General features: G+C 61.8%; 14 protein-coding genes. 9 read left to right on the top strand and 5 right to left on the bottom strand.

The features are described from left to right. Nucleotides 1-163 precede the first annotated feature (163 nt). Nucleotides 164-877: a tellurite resistance TerB family protein gene (locus tag M2400_RS29350; RefSeq protein ID WP_177047268.1), complete on the bottom strand. Its 714-nt coding sequence runs from the start codon at nt 875-877 to the stop codon at nt 164-166. 168 nt (nt 878-1,045) lie between these two features. Here M2400_RS29350 and M2400_RS29355 point away from each other — a divergent pair, with 168 nt between their 5' ends. The 9 genes from M2400_RS29355 (at nt 1,046) to M2400_RS29395 (ending at nt 13,294) form a co-directional block, all read left to right on the top strand. Beyond that, nucleotides 1,046-1,957 carry a LysR family transcriptional regulator gene (locus tag M2400_RS29355; protein ID WP_003209548.1) on the top strand — a complete coding sequence of 304 codons (912 nt, stop codon included), beginning with the start codon at nt 1,046-1,048 and terminating at the stop codon, nt 1,955-1,957. Between the two features lie 133 nt (nt 1,958-2,090). Continuing rightward, entirely contained in the window at nt 2,091-3,548 is a 1,458-nt protein-coding gene (locus tag M2400_RS29360; RefSeq protein WP_177046928.1) for a gamma-aminobutyraldehyde dehydrogenase, read from the top strand. A 72-nt stretch (nt 3,549-3,620) separates the two neighbouring features. Then, complete coding sequence (ydcS, locus tag M2400_RS29365) at nt 3,621-4,772, top strand: putative ABC transporter substrate-binding protein YdcS (protein WP_003209550.1); 1,152 nt, start codon at nt 3,621-3,623, stop codon at nt 4,770-4,772. A 194-nt stretch (nt 4,773-4,966) separates the two neighbouring features. After that, nucleotides 4,967-6,001, top strand: a complete 1,035-nt coding sequence (locus tag M2400_RS29370; protein ID WP_177046932.1) for an ABC transporter ATP-binding protein — start codon at nt 4,967-4,969, stop codon at nt 5,999-6,001. A 1-nt stretch (nt 6,002) separates the two neighbouring features. After that, a complete protein-coding gene (locus M2400_RS29375) occupies nt 6,003-6,932 on the top strand; it encodes an ABC transporter permease (RefSeq protein ID WP_003209552.1) in 930 nt (309 codons plus the stop codon). Further along, a complete protein-coding gene (locus tag M2400_RS29380; protein ID WP_063032954.1) occupies nt 6,922-7,731 on the top strand; it encodes an ABC transporter permease in 810 nt (269 codons plus the stop codon). The genes M2400_RS29375 and M2400_RS29380 overlap by 11 nt, the downstream gene beginning before the upstream one ends. A gap of 149 nt (nt 7,732-7,880) precedes the next feature. Continuing rightward, entirely contained in the window at nt 7,881-9,305 is a 1,425-nt protein-coding gene (locus M2400_RS29385; RefSeq protein WP_177077449.1) for a gamma-aminobutyraldehyde dehydrogenase, read from the top strand. 178 nt (nt 9,306-9,483) lie between these two features. Then, on the top strand, nt 9,484-11,346 hold the full coding sequence (locus M2400_RS29390) for an FAD/NAD(P)-binding protein (RefSeq protein ID WP_177046936.1): 1,863 nt from the start codon (nt 9,484-9,486) through the stop codon (nt 11,344-11,346). Nucleotides 11,347-11,668: 322 nt separating this feature from the next. Beyond that, nucleotides 11,669-13,294: a glucan biosynthesis protein D gene (locus tag M2400_RS29395; protein WP_177046938.1), complete on the top strand. Its 1,626-nt coding sequence runs from the start codon at nt 11,669-11,671 to the stop codon at nt 13,292-13,294. 45 nt (nt 13,295-13,339) lie between these two features. Here M2400_RS29395 and M2400_RS29400 read toward each other — a convergent pair whose 3' ends face one another. From M2400_RS29400 to recJ, 4 genes are all read right to left on the bottom strand, one after another. Then, nucleotides 13,340-13,525, bottom strand: a complete 186-nt coding sequence (locus M2400_RS29400; protein WP_177046940.1) for a hypothetical protein — start codon at nt 13,523-13,525, stop codon at nt 13,340-13,342. Between the two features lie 202 nt (nt 13,526-13,727). Next, a complete protein-coding gene (locus tag M2400_RS29405) occupies nt 13,728-14,219 on the bottom strand; it encodes an ATP-binding protein (RefSeq protein WP_177046942.1) in 492 nt (163 codons plus the stop codon). A gap of 80 nt (nt 14,220-14,299) precedes the next feature. Beyond that, nucleotides 14,300-15,406 carry an NADH:flavin oxidoreductase/NADH oxidase gene (locus tag M2400_RS29410; protein WP_177046944.1) on the bottom strand — a complete coding sequence of 369 codons (1,107 nt, stop codon included), beginning with the start codon at nt 15,404-15,406 and terminating at the stop codon, nt 14,300-14,302. A gap of 151 nt (nt 15,407-15,557) precedes the next feature. Then, nucleotides 15,558-17,267 carry a single-stranded-DNA-specific exonuclease RecJ gene (gene recJ, locus M2400_RS29415; protein WP_177046946.1) on the bottom strand — a complete coding sequence of 570 codons (1,710 nt, stop codon included), beginning with the start codon at nt 17,265-17,267 and terminating at the stop codon, nt 15,558-15,560. Between the last annotated feature and the right edge of the window lie 198 nt (nt 17,268-17,465).

A 17,465-nucleotide genomic window follows, 5' to 3' on the forward strand; every position in this document is an offset into this window, starting at 1 on the left:
GAGTGGTGGGGCAAAGACCTTTTGGTTACTTTTGGCTGGGCCGGCATTCCGGGCGTTTGCCAAAAGTGACCCGCTGTAAGAGCGGAACCCTAAGTAGCCGTTACCGCAGCAACGGATATGTACTCAATCAATCAATCAATCAATCAATCAATCAATCAATCAATCAACCAGCCACCACCTGCCGCACCTGCTTCTCAAGCTCAACCTTCAACCCCGGCTCCAACTTAAGCTGCCGCGCCAACTCATCGAGATAAGCCTTCTCCATGAAGTTCTCCTCATCCACCAACATCACACTGGCGATATACATCTCAGCCGCCATCTCCGGCGTACTGGCCGCCCGGGCAACATCAGCCGGATCCAGCGGCTTATTCAGCTCAGCATGCAACCAATGCTGCAACTCCTGATCATTATCCAGCTTCACAAACTCCCCTTCGATCAACTCACGCTCACGCTCATCCACGTGCCCATCCGCCTTGGCCGCCGCCACCAACGCCTTGAGAATCGCCTGGCTATGCAGCTCAACCTGAGCGGCCGGCAAGCGATCAATCGTCTGCGGCTCACCCCGGGGCGCACTGGCCTGCTGCGCCTGCCAATTGCCGTAAGCCTTGTAGGCAATCACACCCAGCGCGGCCAATCCGCCGTACGTCAGCGCCTTGCCACCAAACTTGCGAGCTTTCTTGTTCCCCAACAAAAGCCCCATAGCGCCGGCTGCCAAGGCGCCCCCGCCCGCACCACCGAGCAAGCTGCCCAACCCACCGCTGCCGAGCAGGCCGCCAAGGGCCCCCTTATCCTCACCTTTACGCTGCCCACCAGCCTTGTTCTGCAACATGTCCTGGCCAGATTTGAGCAGTTGATCAAGCAATCCACGAGTATTCATTAACAGCCTCCAGAAACGCAGGTTCATAGGACCAATAGGCCCCCAGCGTAAAACTAAGTGCCAAAAACCCCCGATCTAGAGTGCTTCCAGATGTAACGCCCCTACCCCTCAATTAAAACGATATACACTCGAACAAATCTATAAAAACACCCCACTGGTAATTCCAGCATGATGACCTTGCGTCAGATCCGTCATTTCATCGCCGTGGCCGAGACCGGCTCGATCTCCGCCGCCGCCCAGACCGCCTTCATCTCCCAGTCCACCCTGACCCTGGCGATCCAGCAACTGGAGCAGGAAATCGGCGTCAACCTGTTCAACCGCCACGCCAAGGGCATGACCCTGACCCACCAGGGCCACCAGTTCCTGCGCCAGGCGCACCTGATCCTGGCCACCGTCGACAACGCCAAGCGCAGCCTGCAACAGAGCACCGACCAGGTAGCCGGGCAGCTGATCATCGGCGTGACCAGCCTGGTGGCCGGCTATTACCTGGCCGATCTGCTCACCCGCTTCCAGCGCGCCTACCCCAATGTCGAAATTCGCGTGATGGAAGACGAACGCCCCTACATCGAACACTTGCTGGTCAGCGGCGAAATCGACGTCGGCGTGCTGATCCTCTCCAATCTCGAAGACCGCCACGCCCTGCAGACCGAAGTGCTGACCCACTCACCCCATCGCCTGTGGCTGCCGGCCCAGCACCCGCTGCTGGAACACGACAGCATCAACCTCGCCGACGTAGCCCGCGAGCCACTGATTCAGTTGAACGTCGATGAAATGGGCCACAACGCCCAGCGCATGTGGACCGGCGCCGGCCTGCAACCTCGCGTCACATTGCGCACAGCCTCGACGGAAGCCGTGCGAAGCCTGGTCGCCGCTGGCCTGGGCGTGTCGATCCAGCCGGACATGACCTACCGTCCCTGGTCGCTGGAAGGCGACATCATCGAGGCCCGGCCGATCGCCGATCTCAGCCAGACCCTCGACGTGGGCCTGGCCTGGCGCCGGGGCACGGCACGCCCGGCGCTGGTGGACCCGTTCCTGACGGTGGCGCGCGAACAGCCCCACCCACGCAAGCCATCTATTTAATCGAATGCTGCTTTCAGTATTTAGTATTTGTTGACCTCGCGCCTGACCTCTAGTCTCTGCTCATCCCATAAGAGAAGGTCAGGCGCCTCGTACGAGAACAGCCATGACCACACAAGAAAAGAGATCGCGAAAAATGTCTGGCGCGCCCACACCGCTGCTCACTGCGTTGCTGATCGACGGCGAACTGGTCGCAGGCGAAGGTTTTGTCGAGCCGATCATCAACCCGGCCACCGGTGAAATCCTCACCCACATCGCCGAAGCCAGCACCGAACAGGTTGAAGCCGCAATCCTGGCCGCCCACCGCGCCTTTGCCGGTTGGTCGCGGACCACGCCCCAGCAGCGTTCGAACATTCTCCTGGGCATCGCCGATGCCATCGAAAAACAAGCCGACTACCTCGCCCGCCTGGAATCGCTGAACTGCGGCAAGCCGTTGCACCTGGCGCGCCAGGACGACTTGAGCGCCACCGTCGATGTGTTCCGTTTCTTCGCCGGCGCCGTGCGCTGCCAGACCGGGCAACTGAGCGGTGAATACCTGCCGGGCTACACCAGCATGGTGCGCCGCGATCCGATTGGCGTGGTCGCCTCGATCGCGCCATGGAATTACCCGCTGATGATGGCCGCCTGGAAAATCGCCCCGGCCCTGGCCGCCGGCAATACCCTGGTGTTCAAGCCGTCGGAACACACGCCGCTGTCGATCCTGGCCCTGGCCCCCGCGCTGAGCCAACTGTTGCCGCGCGGGGTGATCAACATTCTGTGTGGCGGCGGCGAAGGCGTCGGCAGCCATTTGGTCAGCCACCCGAAAGTGCGCATGGTGTCGTTGACCGGCGATATCGTCACCGGGCAGAAAATCCTCCAGGCCGCCTCCAAGACACTTAAGCGCACCCACCTGGAACTGGGCGGCAAGGCACCGGTGATCGTGTGCAACGACGCCGACCTGCAAGCCGTGGTCGAAGGCGTGCGCGCCTACGGTTATTACAACGCCGGCCAGGACTGCACCGCCGCGTGCCGCATCTACGCCCAGGCCGGCATCCACGACAAATTGGTGGCCGACCTCGGCGCCGCCGTCAGCAGCCTGCGGTTTGCCGGCAAGCGTGATGCGGACAACGAACTCGGCCCGCTGATCAGTACGCGCCAGCGCGACCGCGTGGCCAGTTTTGTCGAGCGTGCCCTCGGCCAGCCGCATATCGAACGCATCACCGGTGCCGCCGTGCATTCCGGCGCCGGGTTCTTCTACCAGCCAACGTTGCTGGCCGGTTGCAAACAGAATGATGAAATCGTGCAGCGCGAAGTGTTCGGCCCGGTGGTCACCGTGACCCGCTTCGATGAACTGGAACAGGCCGTGGACTGGGCCAACGACTCGGAATATGGCCTGGCCTCTTCCGTCTGGACCCAGAACCTGGACAAGGCCATGCAGGTTGCATCGCGCCTGCAATACGGCTGCACCTGGATCAACAGCCATTTCATGCTGGTCAGCGAAATGCCCCACGGCGGCTTGAAGCGCTCGGGGTATGGGAAAGATCTGTCCAGCGATTCGCTACAGGACTACAGCGTGGTGCGGCACATCATGGCGCGCCACGGCCAGCATCTTTAAAACAACAACTACGCTCATGCACCACCTGCTGCAAAAACTGCCCCGACCATAATTAAAGAAGAGGGAACCCCCATGTCTGCGCACAAGACCGCACTGCTCAGTGCCCTGACCACCGCGCTGCTGGCCAGTGTCAGCATCCAGGCCGCCGAACCGCTCAAGGCGGTGGGTGCCGGTGAAGGCCAGTTGGATATCGTCGCCTGGCCCGGCTATATCGAACGTGGCGAAAGCGACAAGAACTACGACTGGGTCACCGGTTTCGAGAAAGAGACCGGCTGCAAGGTCAACGTCAAGACCGCCGCCACCTCTGACGAGATGGTGAGCTTGATGGCCAAGGGCGGCTACGACCTGGTCACCGCGTCGGGCGATGCCTCGTTGCGACTGATCGTCGGCAAGCGCGTACAGCCGATCAACACCTCGCTGATCCCCAACTGGAAGAACATCGACCCGCGCCTCAAGGATGCGCCGTGGTACGTGGTGGGCCAGCAGACGTACGGCACGCCGTACCAGTGGGGCCCGAACGTGTTGATGTACAACACCAACGTGTTCAAGACCGCGCCCACCAGCTGGAACGTGGTGTTCGACGCGCAGAACCTGCCGGACGGCAAGCCGAACAAAGGCCGCGTGCAGGCCTATGACGGCCCGATCTACATCGCCGATGCGGCGCTGTACCTCAAGGCCACCAAGCCGGAACTGGGCATCCAGAGCCCGTACGAGCTGACCGAAACCCAGTACAAGGCCGTGCTCGACCTGTTGCGCGCCCAGCAGCCGTTGATCCACCGCTACTGGCACGACACCACCGTGCAAATGAGTGACTTCAAGAACGAAGGCGTGGTGGCCTCCAGTGCGTGGCCGTATCAGGTCAACGGCCTGGTGAACGAGAAGCAGCCGATCGCCTCGACCATTCCGAAGGAAGGCGCCACCGGCTGGGCGGACACCACCATGCTGCACACCGATGCCAAGCACCCGAACTGCGCCTACAAGTGGATGGACTGGTCGCTGCAGCCGAAGGTCCAGGGTGATGTGGCCTCGTGGTTCGGTTCGCTGCCGGCGGTGCCTGCCGCGTGCAAGGAAAGCGAATTGCTCGGCGCCGAGGGTTGCAAGACCAACGGTTTCGACCAGTTCGAGAAGATCGCCTTCTGGAAAACCCCACAGGCTGAAGGCGGCAAGTTCGTGCCGTACAGCCGCTGGACCCAGGATTACATCGCGATCATGGGCGGCCGCTAAGCCCTTGGGGCCGCTTCGCGGCCCAACGCAGCCTCGTACCTCGGCAGCTGCTACGCGACCTCAATAAAACATCGCCTGCGCTCGACAGCGCCTACGCCGAATGTAGGAGCTGTCGAGTGAAACGAGGCTGCGAATTTGCGCACCGCCTCGGATTTGATTTTTATCCAAAACGCGCCTTTTTGGAGCACCGCACCATGACGCTTGCAGTCCAATTCACCCACGTTTCCCGTCAGTTCGGCGAAGTGAAAGCCGTTGACCGGGTTTCCATCGATATCCAGGACGGCGAGTTCTTCTCCATGCTCGGCCCTTCCGGCTCGGGCAAAACCACGTGCCTGCGCCTGATAGCCGGTTTCGAACAACCGAGTGCCGGTTCCATCCGGATTCACGGCGAGGAAGCCGCCGGCCTGCCGCCGTATCAGCGCGACGTGAACACTGTGTTCCAGGATTACGCGCTGTTCCCCCACATGAACGTGCGGGACAACGTGGCCTATGGCCTGAAAGTCAAAGGCGTGGCCAAGACCGAACGCCTCAACCGCGCCGAAGAGGCCTTGGGCATGGTGGCCCTCGGCGGCTACGGCGACCGCAAGCCGGTGCAACTCTCCGGCGGCCAGCGTCAACGTGTGGCCCTGGCCCGCGCACTGGTCAATCGCCCTCGCGTTTTGCTGCTCGACGAGCCCCTTGGCGCACTCGACCTGAAACTGCGGGAACAGATGCAAAGCGAGCTGAAGAAGCTGCAACGCCAGCTCGGCATCACCTTCATCTTCGTGACCCACGACCAGACCGAAGCGCTGTCGATGTCCGACCGCGTGGCGGTGTTCAACAAGGGCCGCATCGAACAGGTCGACACCCCGCGCAACCTGTACATGAAGCCCGCCACCACCTTCGTCGCGGAATTCGTCGGCACCTCCAACGTGATTCGCGGTGAACTGGCGCAACGCTTGAGCGGTAACCCGCAGCCGTTCTCGATCCGCCCGGAACACGTGCGTTTCGCCGAAGGCCCGCTGGGCACTGGCGAAGTGGAAGTCAGCGGCCTGCTGCATGACATCCAGTACCAGGGCAGCGCCACGCGCTATGAACTGAAACTGGAAAACGGCCAGGCCCTGAACATCAGCCAGGCCAACAATCAATGGCTGGACACCACCGCCGGGCATCAGGTCGGCCAGTCCATCACGGCGCGCTGGGCGCGGGAAGCCATGACGCCGCTGACCGACATCGCAGGCGAGGTGTGACATGAGCCTGGCCCTGTCCCAACCCCCGATGCGCAGGTTTTCCAACCTGCTGTACAAGAAGCCCAACCTGTACCTGTCGCTGCTGCTGGTGCCGCCGCTGATCTGGTTCGGCGCGATCTACCTGGGTTCGTTGCTGACCCTGCTGTGGCAAGGCTTCTACACGTTTGACGACTTCACCATGGCGGTGACGCCGGACCTGACCCTGGCCAACTTCGCCGCGCTGTTCCAGCCGTCGAACTTCGACATCATCGTGCGCACCTTGAGCATGGCGGTCGTGGTGTCCATCGCCAGCGCCATCGTCGCGTTCCCCATCGCCTACTACATGGCGCGCTACACCACGGGCAAGACCAAGGCGTTTTTCTACATCGCGGTGATGATGCCGATGTGGGCCAGCTACATCGTCAAGGCCTACGCCTGGACCCTGCTGCTGGCCAAGGGCGGCGTGGCGCAGTGGTTCGTGCAGCACCTGGGCCTGGAGCCGGCGCTGCAATTCATCATGGGCATTCCCGGCGTGGGCGGCAGCACCTTGAGCACCTCGCACCTGGGGCGGTTCATGGTGTTTGTGTACATCTGGCTGCCGTTCATGATTCTGCCGATCCAGGCCTCGCTGGAGCGTTTGCCGCCGTCGTTGCTGCAAGCCTCGGCAGACTTGGGCGCCAAGCCGCGCCAGACCTTCATGCAGGTGATTCTGCCGCTGTCGGTGCCAGGGATTGCGGCGGGTTCGATCTTCACGTTCTCGCTGACCCTGGGGGACTTCATCGTGCCGCAACTGGTGGGCCCGCCGGGTTACTTCGTGGGCGGCATGGTGTACGCCCAGCAAGGTGCCATCGGCAACATGCCCATGGCTGCAGCGTTCACCCTGGTGCCGATCGTGCTGATCGCGGTTTACCTGTCCATCGTCAAACGTCTGGGGGCCTTCGATGCACTCTGAAAAAGCTTCATGGAGTCTCAAGATCGCGGCCTGGGGTGGGTTGGTTTTCCTGCACTTCCCGATCCTGATCATCTTTCTCTACGCCTTCAACACCGAAGAAGCGGCCTTCAGCTTTCCGCCCCAGGGCTTCACCCTGAAGTGGTTCAGCGTGGCCTTCTCGCGGCCGGACGTGCTGGAAGCGATCAAGCTGTCGCTGCAAATCGCGGCCATTGCCACGCTGATTGCGATGGTGCTCGGCACCCTGGCGTCGGCGGCGTTGTATCGCCGGGAGTTTTTCGGCAAGCAGGGCATCTCGCTGATGCTGATCCTGCCGATTGCGCTGCCGGGGATCATCACCGGTATCGCCTTGCTCGCGACCTTCAAGACGCTGGGCATTGAACCGGGGATGTTCACCATCATCGTCGGCCACGCGACCTTCTGCGTGGTGATCGTCTACAACAACGTGATCGCCCGTTTGCGCCGCACTTCCCACAGCCTGATCGAAGCCTCGATGGACCTCGGTGCCGACGGCTGGCAGACCTTCCGCTACATCATCATGCCCAACCTCGGCTCGGCGTTGCTGGCCGGCGGCATGCTGGCGTTTGCGCTGTCGTTCGACGAAATCATCGTCACCACCTTCACTGCCGGCCACGAGCGCACCTTGCCGCTGTGGCTGCTCAACCAGTTGAGCCGGCCACGGGATGTGCCGGTGACCAACGTGGTGGCGATGCTGGTGATGATCGTGACGATGTTCCCGATTCTGGGTGCCTATTACCTCACCCGCGGCGGCGAAAGCGTGGCCGGTAGTGGCGGTAAATAATTGCCACTGACGAAACCGGATCCACTGTAGGAGCTGGCTTGCCAGCGATGGCGGTATCACCTGACACACCGCCATCGCCGGCAAGCCGGCTCCTACAAATGACGCTGGTTTCGGCAGGGGAAACGATGCAGCTTTAAGAGGACTGAACCATGCAAACCAAACTGCTGATCAACGGCCAACTGGTCGAAGGCGAAGGCCCGGCACAGCCGGTGTTCAACCCGGCACTGGGCCGGGTGCTGGTAGAGATCAAGGAAGCCAGCGAAGCCCAGGTCGACGCCGCCGTGCGCGCCGCCGACAGCGCCTTTGAAGGCTGGTCCCAGACCCCGCCCAAAGACCGCTCGCTGCTGCTGCTCAAACTCGCCGACGCCATCGAAGCCCATGGCGAAGAACTGGCCAAGCTGGAGTCGGACAACTGCGGCAAGCCCTACAGCGCCGCGCTGAACGACGAGATCCCGGCGGTGGCCGACGTGTTCCGCTTCTTCGCCGGCGCCAGCCGCTGCATGAGCGGTTCGGCCGGCGGTGAATACCTGCCGGGCCACACCTCGATGATCCGTCGCGACCCGGTGGGCGTGATTGCCTCCATCGCGCCGTGGAACTACCCGCTGATGATGGTCGCCTGGAAAATCGCCCCGGCCCTGGCCGCCGGGAATACCGTGGTGCTCAAGCCGTCGGAACAAACCCCGCTGACCGCGTTGCGTCTGGTGGAGCTGGCCGCTGAAATTTTCCCGGCCGGTGTACTCAACCTGGTGTTTGGCCGTGGGCCGACCGTGGGCAGCCCGCTGGTGAATCATCCGAAAGTGCGCATGGTGTCGCTGACGGGTTCGATTGCCACCGGTGCCAATATCATTTCCAGCACCGCCGACAGCGTCAAACGCATGCACATGGAACTGGGCGGCAAGGCACCGGTGATCATCTTCAACGACGCCGATATCGACGCGGCGGTTGAGGGCATTCGTACCTTTGGTTTCTACAACGCCGGCCAGGATTGCACCGCGGCCTGCCGGATTTATGCACAGGCCGATATCTACGATGCCTTCGTCGAAAAGCTCGGCGCGGCCGTCGCCAGCATCAAGTACGGTTTGCAGGATGACCCGGCCACCGAGTTGGGCCCGCTGATCACAGCGCAGCATCGCGACCGTGTCGCTGGGTTTGTGGAGCGTGCCGTGGCGCAATCCCACATCCGCCTGATCACCGGCGGCAAGGCGGTGGAAGGCAACGGGTTCTTCTTTGAGCCGACGGTATTGGCCGATGCGCAGCAGGACGATGAAATCGTGCGCCGCGAGGTGTTCGGGCCAGTGGTTTCGGTGACGAAGTTTAATGACGAGGCCCAGGTATTGGGCTGGGCCAATGATTCGGACTACGGCCTGGCGTCGTCGGTGTGGACCGCCGATGTCGGCCGCGCCCACCGCCTGGCTGCCCGCCTGCAATACGGCTGCACCTGGGTGAATACCCACTTCATGCTGGTCAGCGAAATGCCTCACGGCGGTCAGAAACTGTCTGGCTATGGCAAGGACATGTCCATGTATGGCCTGGAGGACTACACCACCGTTCGCCATGTGATGTTCAAGCACTGACCCATAACCCCTGTCGAAGCGAGCTCACTGTGGCGAGGGAGCTTGCTCCCGCTGGAGTGCGCAGCGCTCCCAGGATTTTTGGGGCCGCTACGCAGCCCAGCGGGAGCAAGCTCCCTCGCCACAACGGCCCGCCCCCACAGGGGATCTCCTCATAACAATAAATAATTCGCAGGTTCCCATGGATATCACCCGCCGCGACTTCCTCAACGGCGTCGCCATCACCATTGCCGCCGGCATGACGCCCCTGCAACTCCTCCAGGCCGCTCCCGATGGCCGCTACTACCCGCCCGCCCTCACCGGCTTGCGCGGCAGCCATGTCGGCTCATTCGAAATCGCCCACCAGATGGGCTGGGAAAAGAAGGCCTTCGACACCGATAAACTGCCCATTACCGAAGACTACGACCTGGTGGTGGTCGGCGGAGGCTTGAGCGGTTTGTCGGCGGCGTGGTTCTACCGTGAGAAGCACCCGCAGGCGAAGATCCTGATCCTGGAAAACCACGACGACTTCGGTGGCCACGCCAAGCGCAATGAATTCCAGGCAGGTGGCCGGATGATCATCGGTTACGGCGGCAGCGAAGCGTTTCAGTCGCCGAATCATCTTTACAGCAAAGAAGTAAACGGACTGTTGAAGAAACTCGGGGTAAACATCAAGCGCTTCGAGACCGCGTTCGACCGCCAGTTCTACCCGGGCCTGGGTTTGTCCCGCGGGGTGTTCTTCGACAAGGAAAACTTCGGCGAAGACAAACTGGTCACCGGCGACCCGACACCGATGGTCGCCGACGACATCGCCCCGGACCAACTGCACGCGCGCTCCATCAGCGACTTCATCAATGACTTCCCGTTGCCGCAGGCCGACCGCCAGGCGCTGATCGCCCTGCACGTCGCGCCCAAGGATTACCTGCCGGGCAAATCCGCCGAGGAAAAGGAAGAATATCTCGCCGCCACCAGCTACCGCGATTTCCTGCTCAAGGACGTGGGATTGTCGGAAGGTGCGGTGAAGTACTTCCAGAGTCGCACCAACGACTTCATGGCCTTGAGCATCGATGCCGTGGCGTCGGCCGATGCCTACAGCGTGGGTTTCCCGGGTTTTGGCGGGATGAATCTCGCGCCCATCAGCGAAGAAGCTGCAGCGGAAATGGAAGAGCCTTACATCTACCACTTCCCAGACGGCAACGCGTCGCTGGCACGCTTGCTGGTACGCAGCCTGATTCCGACCGTGGCGCCCGGACACACCATGGACGACATCGTGCTGGCACCGTTTGACTACGCCAAGCTCGATCAACCCAAGACACCGGTGCGGGTACGCCTCAACAGCACGGCGGTGAGTGTGCGTAACGTCGGTGACGGCGTGCACATCGGCTACAGCCGTGGCGGCCAACTCGCACAGGTGCGTGGCAAGCGCTGCATCCTGGCCTGCTACAACATGATGATCCCGTACCTGCTGCGGGACCTGCCGGCGCCACAGGCCCAGGCCCTGAGCCAGAACGTGAAGTACCCGCTGGTTTATACCAAAGTGGTGGTGCGCAACTGGACGTCGTTCCAGAAGCTGGGGGTGCATGAGATCTACGCGGCCACCCAGCCCTACAGCCGGATCAAGCTCGACTACCCGGTGAGCATGGGCGGTTACGAGCACCCGCGTGACCCGACGCAGCCGATCGGTTTGCACATGGTGTACGTGCCCACCAGCCCCAACAGCGGCATGAACGGCCGCGACCAGGCCCGCGCCGGGCGGGGCAAGCTGTACGGGCAGACGTTTGAACAACTGGAAGCGCAGTTGCGGGATCAACTGCAACGCATGCTCGGCCCGGGCGGTTTCAACCACCAGACCGACATTCTGGCGATCACTGTCAACCGTTGGTCACACGGCTATGCGACCTTCTCCAACAGCTTGTTTGACGATGCCGATGAAAGCGAAAAACTGAAGAACCTGGCGCGCAAGCCGGTGGGGCATGTGAGCATCGCCAACTCGGATGCGGCGTGGAGCGCGTATGCCCATGCGGCGATTGATGAGGCATATCGGGCGGTAGGTGAAGTGAGTTAAACCTGTGGGAGCTGGCTTGCCTGCGATGGGGGCACCTCGGTCTGTCAGACAGACCGGGGCGATGCCATCGCAGGCAAGCCAGCTCCCACATTTGATCTTCATTGATAAAGGGATTGCGTTCACTTCAGACCCTGACACGTCTTGTTTCATATGCAACGCCATCAACCCGCCATCAATCATTTTTCCTTGCGCACCGAACCGCTTAAGCTATTTGGCATCTGTTTAATGTCCGTTGCGTTTGGCCGAAGGCATGTCCGAACCGTTTTTCTTGATCCAGCACGTGCCAGGAACGGCGCGGGATTGTTCACGACAGGTTGTATTTATGCACCGTAGGAATTTGCTCAAAGCGTCCATGGCCATTGCGGCTTACACCGGTCTGTCGGCCAGTGGCCTGCTGGCCGCTCAAGCCTGGGCGGGCAATCGCGCCGCTGATGGCGAGGCTCAGGCTTTCGATTTCGAAGCCCTGAAGATCCAGGCCAAGCAACTGGCCAGCAATCGCTACCAGGACACCAAGCAGGTGCTGCCGCCGACCCTGGCGACCATGACCCCGCAGAATTTCAATGCCATCGGCTACGACGGCAAGCATTCGCTGTGGAAAGAGTTGAACGGCCAACTGGACGTGCAATTCTTCCACGTCGGCATGGGTTTCAAGACGCCGGTGCGCATGTACAGCGTCGACCCGAAAACCCGCCAGGCCCGCGAGGTGCACTTTCGCCCTTCGCTGTTCAACTATGAAAAAACCACGGTGGACACCAAGCAGCTGACCGGCGACCTGGGTTTCTCCGGCTTCAAGCTGTTCAAGGCCCCGGAACTGGACCGCCACGACGTGCTGTCCTTCCTCGGCGCCAGCTACTTCCGGGCGGTGGATTCCACCGGCCAGTACGGCCTTTCCGCACGCGGCCTGGCCATCGACACCTACGCGAAAAAGCGCGAGGAGTTCCCGGACTTCACCAAGTTCTGGTTCGAAACCCCGGACAAGGACAGCACCCGCTTCGTGGTCTACGCCCTGCTGGATTCGCCGAGCGCCACAGGTGCCTACCGCTTCGATATCGACTGCCAGGCCAACCAGGTGGTGATGGCCATTGACGCCCATATCAACGCGCGTACCGCTATCGAACAGTTGGGCATCGCCCCGATGACCAGTATGTTCAGTTGCGGCACCGTTGAGCGGCGGATGTGCGACACCATCCACCCGCAAATCCACGACTCGGATCGCCTGGCCATGTGGCGCGGCAATGGCGAGTGGATCTGCCGCCCGCTGAACAACCCGGCCACCCTGCAATTCAACGCCTTTGCCGACACCGACCCGAAAGGCTTCGGCCTGGTGCAGACCGACCATGAGTTCGCCAGCTACCAGGACACCGTGGACTGGTACAGCAAGCGTCCAAGCCTGTGGGTAGAACCGACAACTGCGTGGGGCGAAGGCTCGATCGACCTGCTGGAAATTCCTACAACCGGCGAGACCCTGGACAACATCGTGGCCTTCTGGACCCCGAAAAAGCCCGTGGCGGCCGGCGAGTCCCTGAACTACGGCTACAAGCTCTACTGGAGCGCCCTGCCGCCGGTCAGCACGCCGCTGGCACAGGTCAACGCGACCCGTTCAGGCATGGGCGGCTTTACCGAAGGCTGGGCACCGGGCGAGCATTACCCCGAGGTGTGGGCGCGGCGCTTTGCCGTGGACTTCAACGGCGGCGGCCTGGATCGTTTGCCTGAAGGCACCGGGATCGAACCGGTGGTGACCTGCTCCCATGGTGAGGTCAAGGACTTCAGCGTGTTGGTGCTGGATGCCATCAAGGGCTATCGGATTCTGTTTGACTGGTACCCCACCAGCGACAGTGTCGAGCCGGTTGAACTGCGACTGTTCATCCGCACCCAGGACCGCACCTTGAGTGAAACCTGGCTGTACCAGTACTTCCCACCCGCGCCAGACAAGCGTAAGTACATCTGATAGCGAACGTTCCCACGCTTGCGTGGGAATGCCCCTTCGGCGTGCTCAGAACCGCGAAATACTTTTCATCGCCCCAATCAAGTACCGCATCGCCACCTGATCACTCTCGGTGAGGGCGCGGTACTGCTCCAGCAATTGCTCCTCGTCCGAACTCAAGCGCCTGCCTCGCAACGACAGCCTGCGGGCCAGAAAGGACGATAAAACCCCCGCTACACCATAAGACTTGGCCATGGACTGTCTCCTCGTGTCAGTCAACTGCTCCTGGTTGCCCATAACCTTGTCCCGCGATGTGCGATGCCAGCGAAGGCCCCACAGACTGACTTCCTGGGCCAGAAATCAGACTTACTGTAAGCGTAGAAACTATCTTGCCGGGCGTGAGAGTTTTTTAGAGTAATCACTTAAAAAACTGCTTACAGGGCAATGACCTACAGCCCTATCCCACATTATTTTGCGACGCCTCATAGCGAATGACGCTGAACCCCTCTTCTACACGGGGCGCTTCGAAATAGCCGGTTATCAGGTCAAACTGGGCATCACTGGTTTCAAATGCGTGGGTGCCGGCGGCATTGCGCGCACGCAGACGTGCCTTGCAGACCGCGTCCGGCACATCCAGGTAATGCAATTGGTGGTCAACGCCTGCGCCTTCGAACAAGGAGCGCATCCAGCGGCGACTGGCCAAGGTGTTGGCGGGAAAATCCAGCACCACCGAAACACCGGCTTTGAGCAAGGAAATGATATGCGCCGTCAACGCATCACGCAGGAGGCCGGTGCAGCGCACATAGTCGCCAAGGGCCTGGATCTGTCCGGGATAGAGCCGAGCCAGCCACTCATCCTCGCTGATCAATACCGCCTGGGGTCCCTGGGACAATTGCTGGGTCAGGGTCGATTTGCCGGATGCGATTTTGCCGCAGATCAGGTGCAACATAGGTTTCTCCGGTGTGAGGCCAATAAAAAACCCGCCGGATCAACGGCGGGTTTTCATGTTTACCACGATTGCCGTACAGATCAATCCCGCAGATCCGACTCATGAATCGGCTGGTCCCTGTGGGTCGCCCGCTGGTATTGCGCCGGCCAGATCGCCTTGCGCCCACCGAGGTCATCGTCGGCATGCAGTGGCCAGTAAGGATCACGCAACAGTTCACGGGCGAGGAAAATGATATCGGCCTGGCAGGTGCGCAGGATGTGCTCGGCCTGAGCCGGCTCGGTAATCATGCCCACGGTGCCGGTGGCGATCCCTGACTCTTTGCGCACACGCTCGGCGAAGCGGGTCTGATAACCGGGGCCGGTAGGAATTTCCGCATTGGCGGCGGTGCCACCGGAAGAGACGTCGATGAGGTCCACGCCCAGATCTTTCAGGCGACGCGCCAGTTCCACGGTTTCATCCGGGTTCCAGCCGTCTTCGACCCAATCGGTGGCCGACACCCGCACAAACAGCGGCAGCTCCTGCGGCCAGGCTTCACGCACCGCCGTGGTCACTTGCAGCACCAGGCGGATACGGTTTTCGAACGAGCCGCCGTACTGGTCTTGGCGTTGGTTGCTCAGGGGCGAGAGAAACTGATGCAACAGGTAGCCATGGGCCGCATGGATTTCCGCCACTTTAAAACCGGCGGTCAGCGCTCGCTTGGCGGCCGCGACAAAGTCAGCGATCACTTGCTGGATCTGCCCTTCGTCCAGTTGCTTGGGTGAGGTGTGCTGCGGGTCGAAGGCAATGGGCGATGGACCCACCGGCACCCAGCCGCCGTCTTCCGGCTTGACGCTGCCGTGCTTGCCGATCCACGGCCGGTGCGTACTGGCCTTGCGCCCGGCGTGGGCCAGTTGGATGCCCGCCACCGCGCCCTGGGCGTTGATAAAACGGGTGATGCGTTGCAGGGGTTCGATCTGTTCGTCGTTCCACAGCCCAAGGTCCTGGGCGGTGATGCGGCCATCGGCGGTCACGGCGGTGGCTTCGGTGAAGATCAGCCCGGCGCCGCCGACGGCACGGCTGCCGAGGTGCACCAGGTGCCAGTCATTGGCCAGGCCATCGACGCTGGAATACTGGCACATCGGCGACACGGCGATGCGGTTGAGCAGGGTCAGTTGGCGCAGGGTATAGGGTTCAAGCAGCAGACTCATGGGGCACCTCTTTTATGCAGTGGGCAGGCTCCAGGGTTCTGTTTGAACGGTCGACGAAAAACCCGTCCCCGGCGGGCTGAAATAAGACAAGGTCACAAGACCGATCACACAGTGCTTAGAGACTAGTCGACAACAGAGGATTGCACAGGGTTCAGCGCGGCTCGATGTGGGCAATCATCAATTGCACGGTTTCCTGGCCACGGAACTCGTTCACGTCGAGCTTGTAGGCCAGTTCCACCCAGCGAATGGTGGGGTTGGGCCAGATTTCACGGTCGATACCAAACGCGATGCCATCCAGTTTCACCGAACCGCATTCACTCTTGAGCACCACTTTCAGGTGACGCTCGCCGACCACCCGCTGCTCCACCAACTGGAACACCCCGTGGAACAACGGCTCGGGGAAATGCTGGCCCCACGGCCCGGCGTTGCGCAGGGCGCGGGCCAGTTCCAGGTGAAATTCTTCAACCGCCAGGGTGCCGTCGGACAGCAGCCGGCCCGTCAGGTCTTCTTCACGCAGTTGCCGGCGCACTTCGGCGTCAAAGGCTTCGGCGAACAGTGGGAAATTGGCCTCGGGCAACGTAAGACCTGCCGCCATAGCGTGACCGCCGTACTTGGCGATCAGTGTCGGATGCTGGCTGGCCACCACGGCCAGCGCGTCACGGATATGGAAGCCCGGCACAGAACGCCCGGAGCCCTTGAGCAGGCCGTCACCGGCATCGGCAAAGGCAATGGTCGGGCGGAAGTAGCGCTCTTTCATCCGCGAGGCGAGGATGCCGATGACGCCCTGGTGCCATTCCGGATCGAACAGGCACAAGCCATACGGCATGGACTCCACCGGCAAGTCCTTGAGCTGGGCCAGGGCCTCGCGCTGCATGCCTTGCTCGATGGATTTACGGTCCTGGTTCATGCCGTCCAGTTGCGCGGCCATTTCCCGGGCAGCGGCGAAATCCGTGGTGAGCAGGCATTCGATGCCCAGGCTCATGTCATCCAGGCGACCCGCGGCGTTCAGGCGTGGGCCGAGGATAAAACCGAGGTCGGTGGAGGTGATGCGGGCGTGATCGCGCTTGGCCACTTCGAGGATCGCCTTGATCCCGGGCCGTGCGCGACCGGCGCGAATGCGTTCCAGGCCCTGGTAGACGAGGATGCGGTTGTTGGCGTCCAGCGGGACCACGTCGGCCACGCTGCCCAGGGCAACCAGATCCAGCAGTTCGCCGATGTTCGGCTGCGGCTTGTTCTCGTACCAGCCCAGGCTGCGCAAACGCGCGCGCAGGGCCATCAGTACGTAGAAGATCACGCCGACACCGGCCAGGGCCTTGCTGGGAAATTCACAGCCCGGCTGGTTCGGGTTGACGATGGCGTCGGCCGCCGGCAATTCATCGCCCGGCAAGTGGTGGTCGGTGACCAGCACCTTGAGCCCCGCCGCTTTCGCCGCCGCCACGCCTTCGACGCTGGAGATGCCGTTGTCCACGGTGATCAGCAGCTGTGGCTGGCGCTGCAGGGCCACGGCGACGATTTCCGGGGTCAGGCCGTAGCCGTATTCGAAGCGGTTGGGCACCAGGTAGTCGACATGCGCGGCACCCAGCAGGCGCAGGCCCAGGGTGCCCACGGTGCTCGCGGTGGCGCCGTCGGCGTCGAAGTCCCCCACGATCAGGATCCGCTGGCGCTGCTCCAGGGCCGTCACCAGCAGGTCCACGGCGGCATCGATACCCTTGAGCTGCTGATACGGGATCAGCCGCGCCAGGCTTTTATCCAGCTCGGCTTCCGATTGCACCCCGCGTGCGGCGTAGAGACGGGTCAACAACGGTGGCAATTCACCGAGGAATGGCAGGACGGCGGGCAACGGGCGAGGATCGATACGCATGGGGTGACGGAAGCTTCTCTTTAATACAGCGTTGAAAATTAATGCTGAAAACAGCGGTGGTCCCTTGTGGGAGCTGTCGAGCCCCGGCGAGGCTGCGATAGGGTCACCTCGGTGTACCTGTCAGACCGCAGCGCCTGCATCGCAGCCTCGCTAAAGCTCGACAGCTCCCACACTCGACCAGCGTCCAATCAGTTATCG

It is taken from the genome of Pseudomonas sp. BIGb0558, assembly GCF_024807515.1.
Lineage (GTDB): Bacteria > Pseudomonadota > Gammaproteobacteria > Pseudomonadales > Pseudomonadaceae > Aquipseudomonas > Aquipseudomonas yamanorum_A.

Excerpts from the sequence above, each read along its gene's own strand:
- M2400_RS29380 (WP_063032954.1), top strand. The coding sequence starts at position 6,922 with ATGCACTCTGAAAAAGCTTCATGGAGTCTCAAGATCGCGGCCTGGGGT.
- M2400_RS29410 (WP_177046944.1), bottom strand. The coding sequence starts at position 15,406 with ATGAGTCTGCTGCTTGAACCCTATACCCTGCGCCAACTGACCCTGCTC.
- M2400_RS29395 (WP_177046938.1), top strand. The coding sequence starts at position 11,669 with ATGCACCGTAGGAATTTGCTCAAAGCGTCCATGGCCATTGCGGCTTAC.
- M2400_RS29385 (WP_177077449.1), top strand. The coding sequence starts at position 7,881 with ATGCAAACCAAACTGCTGATCAACGGCCAACTGGTCGAAGGCGAAGGC.
- M2400_RS29360 (WP_177046928.1), top strand. The coding sequence starts at position 2,091 with ATGTCTGGCGCGCCCACACCGCTGCTCACTGCGTTGCTGATCGACGGC.
- M2400_RS29390 (WP_177046936.1), top strand. The coding sequence starts at position 9,484 with ATGGATATCACCCGCCGCGACTTCCTCAACGGCGTCGCCATCACCATT.
- M2400_RS29370 (WP_177046932.1), top strand. The coding sequence starts at position 4,967 with ATGACGCTTGCAGTCCAATTCACCCACGTTTCCCGTCAGTTCGGCGAA.
- M2400_RS29355 (WP_003209548.1), top strand. The coding sequence starts at position 1,046 with ATGATGACCTTGCGTCAGATCCGTCATTTCATCGCCGTGGCCGAGACC.
- M2400_RS29405 (WP_177046942.1), bottom strand. The coding sequence starts at position 14,219 with ATGTTGCACCTGATCTGCGGCAAAATCGCATCCGGCAAATCGACCCTG.
- M2400_RS29350 (WP_177047268.1), bottom strand. The coding sequence starts at position 877 with ATGAATACTCGTGGATTGCTTGATCAACTGCTCAAATCTGGCCAGGAC.
- recJ (WP_177046946.1), bottom strand. The coding sequence starts at position 17,267 with ATGCGTATCGATCCTCGCCCGTTGCCCGCCGTCCTGCCATTCCTCGGT.
- ydcS (WP_003209550.1), top strand. The coding sequence starts at position 3,621 with ATGTCTGCGCACAAGACCGCACTGCTCAGTGCCCTGACCACCGCGCTG.
- M2400_RS29400 (WP_177046940.1), bottom strand. The coding sequence starts at position 13,525 with ATGGCCAAGTCTTATGGTGTAGCGGGGGTTTTATCGTCCTTTCTGGCC.
- M2400_RS29375 (WP_003209552.1), top strand. The coding sequence starts at position 6,003 with ATGAGCCTGGCCCTGTCCCAACCCCCGATGCGCAGGTTTTCCAACCTG.